The 15,914-nt window shown below is 36.4% G+C and carries 16 protein-coding genes; 10 read left to right on the forward strand and 6 right to left on the reverse strand.

Translation table 11 applies throughout. The features are described 5' to 3' along the window. Positions 1 to 3: 3 nt before the first annotated feature. Genes EV197_RS12040 through menA form a run of 3 tightly spaced genes read right to left on the reverse strand, consistent with a single transcriptional unit; the run spans position 4 to position 2,731 of the window. A complete protein-coding gene (locus EV197_RS12040) occupies positions 4 to 1,047 on the reverse strand; it encodes an o-succinylbenzoate synthase (protein WP_130287010.1) in 1,044 nt (347 codons plus the stop codon). After that, positions 1,047 to 1,727, reverse strand: a complete 681-nt coding sequence (locus tag EV197_RS12045; RefSeq protein WP_130287011.1) for a metal-dependent hydrolase — start codon at positions 1,725 to 1,727, stop codon at positions 1,047 to 1,049. The genes EV197_RS12040 and EV197_RS12045 overlap by 1 nt, the downstream gene beginning before the upstream one ends. Before the next feature lie 44 nt (positions 1,728 to 1,771). Next, positions 1,772 to 2,731 (reverse strand): 1,4-dihydroxy-2-naphthoate octaprenyltransferase, encoded by a 960-nt coding sequence (gene menA / locus EV197_RS12050; protein WP_130287012.1) that lies wholly within the window; start codon positions 2,729 to 2,731, stop codon positions 1,772 to 1,774. Between the two features lie 175 nt (positions 2,732 to 2,906). Here menA and EV197_RS12055 point away from each other — a divergent pair, with 175 nt between their 5' ends. The 5 genes from EV197_RS12055 (at position 2,907) to EV197_RS12075 (ending at position 7,734) form a co-directional block, all read left to right on the forward strand. Further along, entirely contained in the window at positions 2,907 to 4,610 is a 1,704-nt protein-coding gene (locus tag EV197_RS12055; protein WP_130287013.1) for an alpha-amylase family glycosyl hydrolase, read from the forward strand. A 382-nt stretch (positions 4,611 to 4,992) separates the two neighbouring features. Then, positions 4,993 to 5,358 (forward strand): hypothetical protein, encoded by a 366-nt coding sequence (locus EV197_RS12060; protein WP_130287014.1) that lies wholly within the window; start codon positions 4,993 to 4,995, stop codon positions 5,356 to 5,358. Between the two features lie 163 nt (positions 5,359 to 5,521). Beyond that, positions 5,522 to 6,133: a YqaA family protein gene (locus EV197_RS12065; RefSeq protein WP_130287015.1), complete on the forward strand. Its 612-nt coding sequence runs from the start codon at positions 5,522 to 5,524 to the stop codon at positions 6,131 to 6,133. A 77-nt stretch (positions 6,134 to 6,210) separates the two neighbouring features. Further along, positions 6,211 to 7,449, forward strand: a complete 1,239-nt coding sequence (locus tag EV197_RS12070) for a mechanosensitive ion channel family protein (RefSeq protein ID WP_130287016.1) — start codon at positions 6,211 to 6,213, stop codon at positions 7,447 to 7,449. Positions 7,450 to 7,455: 6 nt separating this feature from the next. After that, entirely contained in the window at positions 7,456 to 7,734 is a 279-nt protein-coding gene (locus EV197_RS12075; RefSeq protein WP_130287017.1) for a DUF3817 domain-containing protein, read from the forward strand. Between the two features lie 27 nt (positions 7,735 to 7,761). Here EV197_RS12075 and EV197_RS12080 read toward each other — a convergent pair whose 3' ends face one another. After that, complete coding sequence (locus tag EV197_RS12080) at positions 7,762 to 9,807, reverse strand: HD family phosphohydrolase (protein WP_207224209.1); 2,046 nt, start codon at positions 9,805 to 9,807, stop codon at positions 7,762 to 7,764. 227 nt (positions 9,808 to 10,034) lie between these two features. On the opposite strand from EV197_RS12080, the gene EV197_RS12085 reads away from it, so the two are divergent. The 5 genes from EV197_RS12085 (at position 10,035) to EV197_RS12105 (ending at position 14,048) form a co-directional block, all read left to right on the forward strand. Further along, positions 10,035 to 11,213 carry an acetyl-CoA C-acyltransferase gene (locus EV197_RS12085; protein WP_130287018.1) on the forward strand — a complete coding sequence of 393 codons (1,179 nt, stop codon included), beginning with the start codon at positions 10,035 to 10,037 and terminating at the stop codon, positions 11,211 to 11,213. A gap of 84 nt (positions 11,214 to 11,297) precedes the next feature. Beyond that, positions 11,298 to 12,047: a C40 family peptidase gene (locus EV197_RS12090; RefSeq protein ID WP_130287019.1), complete on the forward strand. Its 750-nt coding sequence runs from the start codon at positions 11,298 to 11,300 to the stop codon at positions 12,045 to 12,047. A gap of 11 nt (positions 12,048 to 12,058) precedes the next feature. Next, positions 12,059 to 12,592, forward strand: coding sequence for a GNAT family N-acetyltransferase (locus tag EV197_RS12095; protein WP_130287020.1), 534 nt, complete (start codon positions 12,059 to 12,061; stop codon positions 12,590 to 12,592). 74 nt (positions 12,593 to 12,666) lie between these two features. Beyond that, positions 12,667 to 13,248 carry a TetR/AcrR family transcriptional regulator gene (locus EV197_RS12100; protein WP_130287021.1) on the forward strand — a complete coding sequence of 194 codons (582 nt, stop codon included), beginning with the start codon at positions 12,667 to 12,669 and terminating at the stop codon, positions 13,246 to 13,248. Between the two features lie 50 nt (positions 13,249 to 13,298). Next, entirely contained in the window at positions 13,299 to 14,048 is a 750-nt protein-coding gene (locus EV197_RS12105; protein ID WP_130287022.1) for an SDR family NAD(P)-dependent oxidoreductase, read from the forward strand. An 80-nt stretch (positions 14,049 to 14,128) separates the two neighbouring features. Here EV197_RS12105 and EV197_RS12110 read toward each other — a convergent pair whose 3' ends face one another. Together EV197_RS12110 and EV197_RS12115 are read right to left on the reverse strand one after the other, a co-directional pair. Continuing rightward, the gene (locus EV197_RS12110; RefSeq protein ID WP_130287023.1) at positions 14,129 to 14,809 is read right to left on the reverse strand and encodes a DUF2461 domain-containing protein; all 681 of its coding nucleotides are present in this window, start codon (positions 14,807 to 14,809) and stop codon (positions 14,129 to 14,131) included. Positions 14,810 to 14,849: 40 nt separating this feature from the next. Then, positions 14,850 to 15,734 (reverse strand): dienelactone hydrolase family protein, encoded by an 885-nt coding sequence (locus tag EV197_RS12115; protein ID WP_130287024.1) that lies wholly within the window; start codon positions 15,732 to 15,734, stop codon positions 14,850 to 14,852. Positions 15,735 to 15,914 lie beyond the last annotated feature (180 nt).

The following is a 15,914-nucleotide window of genomic DNA, read 5'->3' on the forward strand; positions in this document are numbered from 1 at the left end:
ACTTTATTTTGTTATAAAATTAATAGTCCACTCTATTTCTGGGTTGTAATTCAATTCCCCATTATTAACCACTAACGGAGCTTTAAAATTATTGGTATATAAGCCTCCAGTACCTAACCCTTGCGGCATTGGATTATTAAATGTGTACGTAAACTGTGCTATCGCATTCAATCCAATATTACTTTCCAACGCACTGGTGATCCACCAACCGATACCTAATTGCTCTGCCAATTGAATCCATTCCTTAGTTCCGCTGAACCCTCCTACTAAACTTGGTTTAAGTATGATAAACTGTGGTTGTATAGTTAGTAGTAATTTTTCTTTTTCTGTTACATCAAATACACCAATTAATTCTTCATCCAGTGCAATTGGCAAAGGTGTTTGTTTACATAAGTCCGCCATTGCCTTTAGTTGTCCTTGACGTATGGGTTGCTCAATACTATGAAGATCTATTGTCGCCAATCGTTTCAATTTAGCTAAGGCATCTGTGGCAGAAAAAGCACCATTGGCGTCCACCCTAAGCTCTATATCTGTTGCAGAAAAAGTTGACCTAATGGATGCTAATAACTTAAACTCTTCCTCAAAATCAATAGCCCCAATTTTCATTTTTATACAATCAAAGCCCTGTGCCAATTTTTCTTCTATTTGGCTTTTCATAAAATCTGGATCTCCCATCCAAATGAGTCCATTAATCGGTATAGCAGCCTTACCACTAGTAAAATCTGAAGGGAACAAGTCGAAACCAGTACTGCTTTCTAGGGACGCAAAAGCTGTTTCTATTCCAAATTGAATACTAGGAAACTCTTTTGTTGCTGCTAATAATTCAGTAAGTCCCGATTCAATGTTTTGACATACCCATCGCAATTTCGCTTCATAATCCGGGCGGTCATCAACGCTTAATCCTCTTAAAATCCCGCATTCTCCTATTCCTTTTTTTGTTCCTTGCTCAATAACAATAATCCAGGTTTCTTTAGTCGTCATTACTCCTCTGGAAGTACCACTGGGTGTTTTAAAATTGAGTATATATTTATGATATGCTGCTCTCATTATAACTCAATACTTTCTCCAATAGCTAATAACATCAGGTCTTTATCTTTTTCAAAAAATTTCTGTTTTGCTTCCTTATGATCAATTTCAATATATCCAAAAGTATCATAGTGAACCCCTAATACTTTATCGCATTGTACAAAATCACTAGCAATAATTGCATCATCGACTCCCAGGGTAAAATTATCTCCTATAGGTAAAATAGCAAGATCCAATTTGTACTGTAAGGGTATCAACTTCATATCCATAGTCAATGCGGTATCGCCTGCGATATAAATAGTTTTGTGCTCCCCTTGAATCACAAAGCCCCCGGGTTGTCCTCCATAAGAACCGTCAGGAAAACTACTTGTATGTATCGCATTGACGTATTTTACTTTTCCAAATTCAAAATCCCAAACCCCACCGTGGTTCATTGGATGTACTGCAAGACCCAAATTTTCATAATGGGTGGCGATTTCAAAATTAGAAACAATGGTGGCGTCATTTTTCTTTGCAATATATTCCGCGTCCAAAATGTGATCCTGGTGCGCATGCGTAAGTAAAATATAGTCGGCTTCAATTTTGTCGATATCCACAGAGTCTTTAGCCAAAGGATTCTCAGTAATAAACGGATCGACAAGTATATTACATTCCGCAACTTCAATAAACAGCGTGTTTTGTCCAAAAAAAGTGATTTTCATGATGTAAGCCTTTATTAAAATACTATTGAACTCAATGCCCTAAATTAGAGAATCTGTCCTAAACTAAATAGGATTGCAAGCAAAAATGTGGATAAAGCCACTTTCTTTAATTCAGGATCTAAAAGCGCAGCGTTTTTGGTAGTATATACTTTTTTAAGATGAAAAGCTAAGGGAATATAGGCTAGCAAAAATAGCAAATCACTAATACGCTGATAAGTAAGCCCTAAGAACAAAAGCATGGAACTCATAGCAATAAGAATAATAGAGAGGTGATAAATTTTAGCTTTGGCTAAACCCAATTTAACAACTAAGGTATTTTTAGCCGCTTTTTTATCACTATGATAGTCCCTCATATTATTAAGGTTTAGGACGGCTGTACTAAGCAATCCTATACTCACTGCCGGAAGAAATACCAACGCACTAAGCTGTTTTGTATACAAAAAGAAACAGCCTACTACACTGACCAAACCAAAAAATATAAATACAAATACATCACCTAATCCCCGATATCCGTAGGCTGAATTACCAACGGTATACTTAATCGCAGCAATAATAGAGGCTATACCTAGCACAAAGAACAATAAGGAATAACCAAAGTTATCCTTTCCAAAAGCCGTATAGATCAATACTATTGCCACCACTAAAGTTAGTACAGCCGTTATAATAATACCTCGTTTCATTGCGCGATCCGTAAGGGCACCGCTTTGGATTGCGCGCATTGGTCCTACCCTATCTTCATTATCAGTTCCTTTAACTCCATCACCATAATCATTGGCAAAGTTGGACAGAATTTGCAACCCTAAAGTCGTAAGAATAGCCAGCCAAAACAGGGTGGTTTTGTAAAAAGGTACTCTGGCGGATAAGTTAAAAACCAAATCTTCTAACTTCAAATAAGGATATACCACGGGATTGTTATATAAAGAGGAACCAACTATGATTCCTGAAACAGAAAGCGGAAGCGTTCGTAAACGTGCCGCAGCAATCCAAGCTTTAAATTTAGACATGATTTAGTTATTTTGACCAAAGGAAATTTTTTTCGGACAAAAAAAAAAGAAATCCTTCACAACTTTCTGTTTTTTTTACGTGATATTTGAAAGTAGTAAGTTTGATACTTTAGTTGCTTACTAAATAGAATTGGGGTTTACATAAACCTCCTTTTCACAAACCATTTTTCGTATTATGAAAACTCAAATACAATTTTTTCTTGGTATTTTGATTATTACCTGCACCCTAGCTTGTCAACAAGCTTCGGATAAAACAGAAAAATCAACCGTTGATAAAAACGAAATTCCGGAGCGTTCATCAACAACCATCAAAAAACCTTTCGTTTGGGAAGGCGCTACTATTTACTTTTTGCTTACCGATCGGTTTAAAAATGCTAATCCTGATAATGATATCGTTTTGGACCGTACCGCAGAAACCGGTAAACTAAGAGGTTTTATGGGTGGTGATCTGCAAGGGATTACAGAAAAAATCAAAGAAGGATATTTTAAACAACTTGGCGTTAATGTCATATGGTTTACACCGGTAGTTGAGCAAATACACGGAAGCACAGATGAAGGAACCGGCAATACCTATGCCTATCATGGATATTGGACCAAAGACTGGACCGCTATTGATCCTAATTTTGGCACCTATGAGGAGCTACAGGAATTGGTGAAAATTGCACATCAAAATGATATCAGAATTTTATTGGATGTAGTAATGAACCACACAGGACCAGTAACCGAAAAAGATCCAGTTTGGCCTGAGGAATGGGTGCGAACTACACCTACCTGTACATATCAAAATCAAGAAACCGCAGTGTCGTGTACATTAGTAGACAATCTCCCTGATGTTAAAACAGGGGTTGATCAAGAAGTAGAACTACCCCAATACCTAGTGGATAAATGGAAAGCTGAAGGTCGCTTAGCCCATGAGATGAAAGAATTAGAAGAATTTTTTACCAAAACCGGATTGAAAAAAACACCTAGAAATTACATCATCAAATGGTTAACCGATTATGTACGTGAGCTAGGTATTGATGGATATCGGGTAGATACAGTAAAACACGTAGAAGAAGATGCATGGAAAGCGTTGGCTGCTCAAGCCAAGTTGGCCTTTAACGAATGGAAATCAAATCACCCCAATGAAATTCTGGATGACGCCGAGTTTTATATGTTAGGCGAGCTTTACGGCTATACTATAGATGGTAAACGATATTATGATTTTGGAGATCAAAAAGTAGACTTTTTTGCACACGGTTTTGATAATTTAATCAATTTTCAATTTAAAGATGATGCTGCTACACTTAGCTATGAGGAGCTATTTAAAAAATACAGCACTCTTTTGCGTACTGATCTAAATGAAAAGAGTGTTCTCAATTATATTAGTTCACATGATGACGCAGCGCCTTTTGATAAATCGCGTAAAAAACCTTTTGAGTCTGCAACAAAGTTATTACTTACACCAGGTGTTTCTCAAATTTATTATGGAGATGAAATAGCCAGACCATTAGACATAAAAGATACCCAGGGAGACGCTAGTTTACGGTCTATGATGGAATGGAATACGATCATCAATAAAGACAACGATACTATTTTGACACATTGGCAAAAGCTTGGATCTTTTAGAGCACAGCATCCAGCTATAGGTGCAGGTAAACATAAGATGATCTCTGATGATCCATACGTATTTTCAAGAGTGTATAGTAATGGAGTTTTGGATGATAAAGTTATAATCGGTCTGCAATTACCTATAGGTAACAAGACCATACCAGTGGATTCAAATTTTAATGAAGGTGAGATCTTAAGGGATGCATATTCAAATACAGATGTAGTTGTTAAAGATGGAAAAGTAGTCTTAAACACAGCTTTTAGCATTGTGCTATTAGAAAAGAGTTAGCCTGAAATTTTTAGCTTTAGTATACTAAGTATATAAAAAGAATACCCTAAAAAGTAACTTACCTCCTAGGATTAGGAGGTAAGTGTTGGGGAAAACAAAAAAAGTAAGGGAAAAATTGTAATTGGAATACATTTCAAATATACAGAGGTTTGTGCATATTTTCTTACGGTTTTACCTCAAACTTTAGCAGGATTACAAATAAAACGTTAAAAATTAATCACAAATACTTTATTATCAGTAATTTATGTTTTAAGATCTGCTGTAAGTAAAGAGAAAAAATTGCTATTTTTTTTTCTTTGTAATAAAAAACTTTAAAACATTTTAGAATACTTAACCAAAAACTTAAATTTGCGGTTCTACTAACAAAACAAATGATTATCCATTGGAAAATAAAAAGGCTAATAAGTTAATTGATAAAATAATTAAGGATATTGAAAGCACTGGTATTAACACCGATGCTTTGATAGACAGTTTAAAGGAATTAAGAGCTTTTGCATTGGAACAAAAAGTTCCACTAGTAGTAAAAGTGTTACGTCTTACCTATGAGCATATAGAGGAAAATGAAAGCTTTATGATTCCAATTCCTGATGATGAACCAATTGAAGAAGAAGATGAAGAAACTACAGCCAACACAAGCGTAGATCCAAAGGAAAGTTTAACTTACTTATTAGCATTAATGAAGGATCTGGATAATAAAATGAATATTGCAGATCTCAAAGAGTATAGAGATGCATTAAATGATTTTTAATTGCGATATTCTTAAAATATTTCTAAAATAAGCTTAGTAAATGATGCTAAGCTTTTTTTATGCATATTATTTTGCATTTCCCTCAAAAAATGTATGTTATAACTGTAAATATTTACACATAATAAATTACTTTTACGTCCTTTTTTACAAGAAACAGTTATTAATGAAGTCAAGAACAGTAAAGAAAAACAAATTACAATTATTACATCAGTATTATTCTTATACAGGATTCTACAAATTTTTAGGAACTAGTCTTAAAAAAGCCTTACCTCCTATCCTAATTTTTCTAGGTGTACTATTGCTAATTAATTATTTTGTTATCAATATCAATGAGGTTTTGGTATATGTGACAGAAAACTATGCAGATTGGGTAGTTTTTGGAGTGTTCTTTGCCTCGGAGTCATTGTTAGGATTAATTCCGCCAGAACTTTTTATTGCATGGTCTGATAAGGCTACGCAACCACTATTATATCTATCTGTATTAGCTACCTTATCGTATACGGGTGGTATTATATCTTATTTTATCGGTAAAGCCATTACCAAGATTTCATCTGTACACGAGTATCTTGAAGTAAAAATGGCTAAACACATTAAGAATACACGCAAATGGGGTGGTTTTTTAATCATAGTTGGAGCGCTACTACCCATTCCGTTTTCTATTACCAGTATAGCAGCAGGAATGATAAAATATCCGTTTGTAAGCTATTTATTATTTGGCTTGCTTCGATTTTTACGATTTTATCTCTATGCTATAGCTATTTTTAGCCTATTTTAAAATCAGTTTTGTTTCTAAATTTAGCATGCCAACGTATATTTCGCTTGAAATAACATGGAATAAACGACAAATGAGTTATGGATAAATTGATTCGTTTTTTTTACCACTTATTGGTCGAAAATAATTTTTCTGAAACTACGGCAGAATATCTCAACACAGCAATTGGTGTTGTTATTTTGCTATTAGTAGTATATATCATAGATATAATTACAAGAAAAGTCCTATTAGTCATTTTTCAAAACTATGCGGCAAAGTCCAAAAACACCTTTGATGATTATCTGGTAAAAAACAAGGTTTTTAATTACCTGGCACACATTTTACCACTATCCATTATCATTGGGTTGATACCTAAACTCTTTGTCCCTTTTCCAAAAACCGAAAAATATCTGGAGCTGCTCTTTGATATTTTTACAGTGATTTTGGTCATTTGGATTATTCGAAGTTTATTAAAGACGTTTAGAGATTTTTTGAAGTCTCTAAAATCATTTAAAGATAAACCCATCGATAGTTATGTACAGGTATTTATGATCTTTGCCTGGTCTATTGGTGCTATTTTGATTTTTAGTTCTGCTACGGGTAAATCGGCCTGGACTTTTTTAACAGCGCTGGGAGCTATGTCTGCGGTACTACTGCTCATTTTTAAAGATTCAATTCTTGGTTTTGTTGCCAGTATACAAGTGGCTGTTAATGATACGGTACGTATTGGCGATTGGATTACTATGGAGAAGTATGGAGCTGATGGAGACATAATTGAAATTAATCTATCCTCCGTAAAAGTTCAAAATTTTGATAAAACGATTACCACCATACCTACCTACCTCTTAACTTCTGAATCATTCAGAAACTGGAGAGGTATGTTAGACTCTGGTGGCCGCAGAATAAAAAGAGCAATTCGTATTAAAACCAGTTCAATTGCATTTTTAACACCCGAAAAAATAGAGGAGCTAAAAAAGATAGAAATCTTGACCGCTTTCTTAGAACAAAGACAACACGAAATAGATAGTCACAACACCCAAAATAAGATCAACAAAGAGTTATTGATCAATGGAAGAAATTTGTCCAATATGGGAGTGTTCCGAAAGTATGTGGAGTTTTATTTATACAATCATCCCTATATCAATAAGGATATGACTATCATGAGTAGACAACTTGCACCTTCAGCTCAGGGTACACCGTTAGAGATCTATGCCTTTTGTACAGATAAGAACTGGAAGAACTATGAACAAATTATGGCTGATATTTTTGACCACCTATTAGCTTCAGCTCCTTATTTTGATCTGGAAATTTTTGAACTCAACCTTCCTTTAAAAAATTAAACTACTATGATCAGCAGTTTCAGAATTATTAGCTATTTAGAGGGTATCTCTTACTTATTAATTTTATTCGTTACCATGCCATTAAAATATCTCTTTGAAGAACCACAGCCTAATAAGGTAATTGGTATGGCGCACGGCATATTATTTCTTCTCTATATTGTATTTACTTTTTTGGTCAAAGCAGATAAAAAATGGAATGCCAAAGTAACTACAATTGTACTGCTATGCTCCATTATACCTTTTGGCACCTTTTGGATGGACAAAAAATATTTAAAAAGAGATTAAAAACTATTCCTTGCGTAGGGAACTATTTTATTCGGGGTATTCTATTCTTAGATGGTAGATATTAGTGAGCTTTCGCTTAAAAACTTTTTTGATCTGCTGAATCTCTTTAAAGGTAATATTAGCATTTAAAAATTGTTCGTCTTCCATTTGTTTGTTTATAATTTTTTCCACAAATTTTTCGATAAGACTACTGGTTGGATTTTTTAAACTTTTAGACGCTGCTTCTATACTATCACTCATCATCAAAATAGCAGTTTCTTTAGAAAAAGGTTTTGGACCAGGATATTGAAAATCCTCCACCTCTACATTTTCATTAGCTTCCTTTTCTTTGGTGTAAAAGTAATACACCGTGCTGGTACCGTGATGTGTTCGTATAAAATCAATCACCCGATCTGGCAAGTTATTCTTCTTGGCAATTTCAATTCCGCGAATAACGTGATTGATGATAATTTTGGCACTTTCTTTAGGTGACAATACATCATGTGGATTACCCGAGGTAGATTGATTCTCCGTAAAATAAGTCGGATTAGTCATTTTACCAATATCGTGGTAGAGCGCTCCTACCCGTACCAATAACGCATTAGCACCAATTTCATTTGCTGCAGCTTCCGCTATATTAGCCACATTGAGCGAATGATGAAAAGTACCTGGTGCTTTGTCCGATAACTCCTTTAACAATCCGGAGTTGGTGTCACTAAGCTCTAATAAGGATACATCAGAAACTAAACCAAATATCTTTTCATACGCATAAATTAAAGGATGTACCATTAAGGTAGCAAATCCACTGATGACGAATAAACTAACGGTTTTAAAGTCGATATTGTCTACGCTTCCTTCGTGTATGATGTGAAAAGCAATATAGGCAATGATATAAACCAGAGTAATCTGACCCACAGAAATAAATAAATTGGCGCGCCTAAAGGATTCCGAAATGGATAGAATCGTTACAATACCTGCAATGATTTGCAAAAAGGTATACTCGTAGCTATTTGGCACTACAAATCCTAAAATCATTACCGTAATGATGTGTGTAAAAAGTCCTAATCTTGCGTCAAAAAACGCCTTTAATATTAGAGGTAAAATACATAAGGGAACAATATAGATGTAATCAGAATTGTATTTTACCACCAAGGTTGTAATCAACGTCATCAATAAAATATTGAATGCGATGAAAGTCACCTGAGTATTATTTTCATAAATATCTCTTCTGTATTTATGAAGAAAAAGCATTAGCATAATAAGGGCCAGGGCGATAAGCACACTATAGCCAAGAACTATCCAGTAAAAATTCTTATCACTCCATACCTGTGATTCATATTCAGATTTTAGTGAATTTAAAATTTGAAACTTTTCCCCTTCAACCATTTCACCCTTAGCAATTATCCTGCTATTTTTAGACACACCACCTCGTGTAGTGGATACCTTTTCTAATTCACTTTCTAAGGTACTTTGGGTGAGTTTTTCGTTAAGCTTTACGTTAGGTTTAACAATATCGTAGAACAGGGCTAAAAAATCACTCTTATAATTGACAAAATCGCTATTATCAACCCGATTATTTATTTGTTTCGTTAATTGCTTGGTTGTTAAAAGTTGCGCGTAATTAATAGCTTCGGCTGCAGTTCCTTTATTTAAAAAAATCTGTCTGTTATCATTATAAGAATAGTCCGTGGTGAGTACTCCGTAGCGATAAAATTCATTTAAAAGCTTACGACCAAACTTCTTCGCCGCTTTTTTTGTTGACGATTTAGGAAACTTATTCAGGTAATTTTCAAAGGTTGCATCATAAGAATCTTTAGCCTTATTCGCAATAATAGTATCATACTCAAAATAAGGAATGATATTTTCTTCGATCGCCTTTTTTTCTTCCTCTATTTCGGCCTTCGTTTTAAGAATCGCAAAATCAAAAGGAGCATACAAGTTTTCATATTGCCAGGGCTTTCCTTTGGTAAATTCATATTTAAAAATTCCTCCTTTTGGAAATAAATAAACGATTAGGGCAATCATACTTATAAGTAGAAACACCTTATAAATAGAAGATTGATTACGATATAACTTACTTAAAATTCTTTTCACTTATTCTTTTATATGCGTTTTCAAATGTACTAAATCAAGATAACAAGTTACAGTTTCTTTTATAATCTTGATACAAGTGCCCAAAAAATTACGGTTTTAGCCTTAGTACAGCAACACAGATTCACCATTAGTACCTAACAAATTCCTAAAGTTTACGACCTATTCTGGTTTACCTTAAAAATTCATTAAATTCGCGTCAAAACTATACAAAAATTAAATCATCTATAATGAGCAAAGAAGTAGTAATTGTATCTGCAGCCAGAACCCCAATCGGAAGTTTTATGGGTAGTCTATCTACTATACCAGCAACACAATTGGGTACAGTGGCCATCAAAGGTGCCTTAGATAAAATTAATCTCGATCCCGCTTTAGTACAAGAAGTTTTTATGGGTAACGTCGTTCAGGCTGGCGTTGGACAGGCTCCTGCAAGACAAGCCGCCTTAGGCGCTGGAATCCCTGATACGGTTCCCTGTACTACCGTAAACAAAGTATGTGCTAGTGGTATGAAAGCCGTGATGCACGCCGCACAAACCATTGCCTTAGGCGATGCAGATATCGTCGTAGCAGGTGGTATGGAAAACATGAGTTTGATTCCACATTACGTGCGCTTACGTGCTGGGCACAAATTTGGTCCACAAACTCTTGAAGATGGTATGCAACGTGATGGATTAGTAGATGCTTACGACCAAAATGCGATGGGTGTATGTGCTGATTTATGTGCACAAGAATATGAGTTTAGCAGAGAAGATCAGGATGCTTTTGCTATTCAATCTTACAAGCGCTCGGCTGAAGCTTGGGAAAATGGAAAATTTGCCAATGAAGTGGTTCCGGTGCCGGTGCCACAACGAAAAGGTGATCCAATTATGTTTGCCGAAGATGAAGAATTTAAAAATGTAAAAATTGATAAAATACCAGCGTTACGTCCGGCCTTTACAAAAGACGGAACCGTAACTGCAGCCAATGCTTCTACCATAAATGATGGTGCTGGAGCTGTTGTGGTGATGTGCGCGGATAAAGCTAAAGAATTAGGATTGAAGCCATTGGTTAAAATTAAAAGCTACGCTGACGCGGCGCACGAACCTAAATGGTTTACTACTGCACCTGCAAAAGCCTTACCTAAGGCAATTGATAAAGCAGGTATCGCTATGGACGATGTAGACTTCTTTGAATTTAACGAAGCGTTCTCAGTAGTAGGGTTAGCCAATATGAAAATATTAGGGTTGTCTGATAAAAACACCAATGTTAATGGAGGTGCAGTATCATTAGGACACCCACTAGGTTGTTCTGGAGTACGTATCTTAATTACTTTAATGAGTGTACTAGAACAAAATAATGCTAAAATTGGAGCTGCCGCGATCTGTAATGGTGGTGGTGGAGCCTCTGCAATGGTTATTGAACGATTATAACCTACCGAAATTAGTTTTGATAAAGCCAAAGAATAGTATCTTTGGCTTTATTTTTTTGACACTTTAAAAAGTATTTAGCACAACATGCAATACGGAATTTGTAACCTTAGTATTGTTCCTTTACGGTTAGAACCTAGTGATCCAAGTGAAATGGTGAATCAGGTGCTATATGGAGAACACTTTAAAGTTTTAGAACAACGCAAAAAATGGAGTCGTATTCGCTTAGCACACGATAAGTATGAAGGCTGGATCGACAACAAACAATATGTGGAAATAGAGGAGTCGACATACCTTGCCTTTAACGCACAACCGCCAATACTTGCCGGGGATTTGATTGAATATGTGGACTGTGAAAAGCATCACTTAATCCCTATTACTTTGGGGGCGTCTTTAAATGCTCTGTCTTTTTTTAATCATACTTACGAAGGAAGAAAAATTACCGAAACGCAACCCAAAGAAAAATTAATAGGCACTTCCCTACTCTTTCTTAATGCGCCCTATTTATGGGGTGGTCGAACGATTTTTGGTATTGATTGCAGTGGTTTTACTCAAATGGTCTATCGCCTTAATGGTCATTCCATTTTAAGGGACGCTTCGCAACAAGCAACACAAGGAGAACCCTTGAGTTTTATTGAAGAAAGTGAACCCGGGGATTTAGCATTCTTTGACAATGAAGAAGGGATTATTACCCACGTAGGTATAATGATGCAAGATAACCACATTATCCACGCCAGTGGTAAAGTACGTATCGATAGAATTGATCACACGGGTATTTATAATGCTGAAATGCGAACGCATACCCATAAACTTAGAGTGATCAAAAGAATTATATAAGTAACTATGGTATGCTCCAAAATAATGAAATATCCCTGACCAGAGCTTCTATACAGCAAAAAAAAGCACTTTACGATATTTCACGACATACGTTTTATGAGAGTTATGGCCCGCCGCTCAATACTGAACGTAATATTCAACACTATATTAGCGAGCATCTAACCTTAGAGAAGCTTGCATCAGAACTTCAAAACCCTAATGTATATTATTTTTTATTAACCTATTCTAAAGAAGTCATTGGCTATCTAAAGCTAAACATCGGTACTGCGCAAACTGAACATCTTGGTAATAGTGCCTTAGAGATTGAACGTATTTATATTAAGAAAGAATTCCAGGGTAATCAGTTAGGCCAATTACTTATCGAAAAGGCGAAACACTTAGGGAGGCAATTAAACAAACACTTTGTCTGGCTTGGGGTTTGGGATCAAAATAGAAGAGCAATTCAATTTTATAAACGAGCTGGTTTTATCCCTTTTTCCACCCATACGTTTACCTTAGGTGATGACGTCCAAACGGATATCATGATGAAGCTTATGCTAGCCTAAATTTTAATTTTATTATTTTTATAACATTAGCCTCAGAACTATTCACTATATTTGAAACGTTCATTTCATTCATTATGCCAAAAGAAGCTACATTTAGTCGAAAAGAAGTCTTGCAAAAAGCATCTGCCGTGTTTCATCAAAAGGGATACAATGGTACCTCTATGCAGGATTTGGTAGACAGTACAGGGCTTAATCGCTCGAGTATCTATAATTCATTTGGCAGCAAATTGCAATTATTTCTTGAAGCCTTAGCTTTCTATCAATCCTCAAATAATGCCCGAATGAATAAAAGTCTACTCGGTCATCATAATGCTTCGGACACCATCAAAGCTGTATTTGAATTATACTTGCAAGATATTTTAGCAGATAAGGACAAAAAGGGGTGTTTACTGGTCAATTGTAAATCAGAAATGGCCAACCAAGAAGCAAACGTTCAATCATTTCTTGAAAATAATCAGGAAAGAACCTTAGCGATGCTGGAAGATATTGTTTATAACGGTCAGATGGAACGTGTGTTTAATGAAACGCAATCTGCATCAGATTACGCCTTATATCTATATGCATCTCTTCAGGGATTACGCATGACCGGTATTTTACACCAAAATGAACAGCAGTTACGAACCTTAATCAATACCATACTGAAAGTCATACATTAAAATTTTTTTAACTTAATTTGAAACGTTTGTTTCAAAATAAACACATAAATATGAACAGTTTACAAAACAAAGTCGCAGTAATTACCGGAGCCAATAGCGGAATAGGATTGGCTACTGCCAAACTATTTTTGGCACAAGGTGCTAAAGTCGTACTTTCTGGTAGAAGAGCTGAAGCCCTACAAGAAGTTGCCAAAGAGCTTCAAGGGGAATTCATTACGGTAACCGCTGATGTTGCAAATGCAGCAGACAACAAAAAACTTATTGATCAAACCGTAAATAAATATGGTAAGATTGATATTCTTTTCCTTAACGCCGGTGTAGCACCTCCTACTCCTCTAAGTGATGTTACCGAGGATCATTACAACTATATTTTTGATATCAATGTAAAAGGTCCAATTCTCGCTGTAAAAGAAGCCTTGCCGCACATCAATGATGGCGGTACCATTATATTTACCAATTCTATTGTCACACAAAGAGGGTTTGAAAATTTAGGCATATATTCCGCCAGTAAAGGTGCGCTACGTGCCTACCAACGTGTACTGACTGCCGAAGTTAAATCTAGAGGCATACGGGTCAACTCCATTGCCCCCGGACCTATAGATACTCCTATTTACAGTAAAATGGGACTTCCTGAAGAAGTTGTAGAAGAAATGGGGAAAGGATTTGCGCAACAAGTACCTTTAGGCCGTTTTGGTACTTCTGAAGAAATTGCCAATACCGCACTATTTTTAGCTTCCGACAAAGCCTCTTTTATCAATGGTATTGAGCTTGAAGTGGATGGCGGGCTGAGTCAGATTTAAAAAATATTCAATTACCATCTGCTAATTTGGAATTCTAAAGAAGCCTGCTAAAGTCTAGCAGGCTTCTTTATATGCTACAACTACACCAACAACGACTCTCCATTAAGATCCGTAGTCAATACATCACTCATATAGTCAAAAAACGGCCGCAACAACTCATAATGGCCTACTAATTTATCCAAAAAATCTGGCGCTAGCACTTCTTCATCCGTATAGCTATGTGTTACAAAAAAGGCTTTATTTTTAATCAAGTCGATAGCGGGATGCTCCTTACTAAATCCTTTAGGCGCGGTCTTTACCTGATAGTCTTGATTAAAACCTCCAAATGCTTTTTTAAACTCAGGTTCTGCCAGTATAGCACGTATCAGTTCAACATCGATGTCAAACTCTTTGCGAATCCGTAGCAAATCTGCGGGCTCCGGACTAAAAAAACCGCCACCCATCGCGGAGGCACCGGGTTCTATCCGCAGATAATAACCACCTCTTCGATGCGCTCCTGCCCTACTAAAACTAGCACTTCTATGCACATTATAAGGGGTTTTGTTTTTGCTAAAGCGAATATCTCTGTTAATTCTAAAAACCTTAGTTTTCTCAATTTCATCACTTTGGTTAAGACGATCTACCACCGCAGCATAAAATTCTTTTAACGCTTTTTCGTTCGCCTTATACTGCTTTTTGTGTGCATTCATCCAATCCTTATGATTGTTTTGTTTTAATTCAGCTAAAAATTCAAAAACGGAGTGGGGTATTGTTGGATTCATAAATTAAATAAAAACGTATTGATGTGTGTTCTTGTTCTTGTTAAGACAAATGCTTTTCGAAAAAGGTAATCGTTCTCTGCCACGCCAGTTCAGCTGCTTCCTTATCATATCTGGGCGTACTGGTGTTATGGAAACCGTGGTTAACCTCAGGATACACAAAAGCTTCGTGCTCCACATTATGCTCTTGTAAGGCTTTTTCATAGGTGGGCCAACCGGCATTGACCCGTTCATCCAATCCGGCATAGTGTAGTTGCAGCGGCGCTTTGATTTGATCGATATCTTCCGTGGGTTGCCCTCCATAATACGGTGCCGCAGCAGCTAAATCCGGTAAACGCACCGCCATCATATTGGAGATCCAACCACCAAAGCAAAAGCCTACCACGCCAACTTTACCATTACAATCCTTATGATTTTTTAAGTATTCATAGGCCGCAATAAAATCTTCGAGCATTTCACCTCGATCTCTTTTGCGTTGCATCGTTCTGCCTTCATCATCATTACCGGGATACCCACCCAGTGGGGTTAAGGCATCTGGTGCTATCGTAATAAAACCAGCCAGCGCTGCTCGGCGAGCGGTATCTTCGATATAAGGATTTAAGCCTCTATTTTCGTGCACCACCACAATACCGCCTAAGGCGCCCTTGTGTTTTTTCGGTTTGGAGAGTAAGGCATTGATAGCTCCGCCTCCTTTGGGAGATTGGTACGTAATCATTTCCGAAGAAAGCTTAGGATCATTTTTAGCTACCACTGCGGTAGTTTTATAATCGGGTAATAAAAAACTCATTAGCGAAGCTACGGTTACCCCGCCAACGGCATACATACCGAGTCGTTTCATAAAATCCCCACGAGTGAGTTTGTTGTGCGCATAGGCATCGTACAAATCAAAAACTTCTTGCTGTATGTCTTCTTTTTTTAAATGTTTCATGAGCGTGTACAAATGAGATGATGTGGAACTACTTCCGATAGTCTTCTAAAATTACTAAATTCCACAGCCTCGCCTAAAGTTTAACGTAAATTTATCGCAAAACCTTTCTGGAGCTCCGGCTTCCCTCCTATTTTCGTGTAGGTTTCGTTGTAAAATGTAGCCTGCAGCCCAAAAACTAGT

The sequence above is a fragment of the Aquimarina brevivitae genome, assembly GCF_004216895.1.
GTDB lineage: Bacteria > Bacteroidota > Bacteroidia > Flavobacteriales > Flavobacteriaceae > Aquimarina > Aquimarina brevivitae.